This window comes from Pararcticibacter amylolyticus (genome assembly GCF_003130405.1).
Classification (GTDB): Bacteria; Bacteroidota; Bacteroidia; order Sphingobacteriales; family Sphingobacteriaceae; genus Arcticibacter; species Arcticibacter amylolyticus.
The window spans coordinates 3625-3827 of the sequence record NZ_QEAS01000049.1; the positions used below are offsets into that span (position 1 = coordinate 3625).

At 49.3% G+C, this 203-nt stretch carries 1 other annotated feature (running past one end of the window).

The annotated features are described in order from the left end of the window. Positions 1 to 77: 77 nt before the first annotated feature. Positions 78 to 203 (reverse strand) — a sequence feature (mutual gap in cmsearch alignment for this rRNA model is longer than 100) (it continues 1396 nt past the right edge of the window).

Sequence of the window (203 nt, forward strand, 5' to 3'; positions counted from 1 at the left end):
CATTTGCTAATGGCTAACAGCCTATAGCTTTTTCAAAAGAAATCGTGCAGCATAACAGGCCCAATTTCAGCCTCTAGAAAGGAGGTATTCCAGCCGCACCTTCCGGTACGGCTACCTTGTTACGACTTAGCCCCAGTTACCGGTTTTACCCTAGGACGCTCCTTGCGGTTACATACTTCAGGTACCCCCAGCTTCCATGGCTT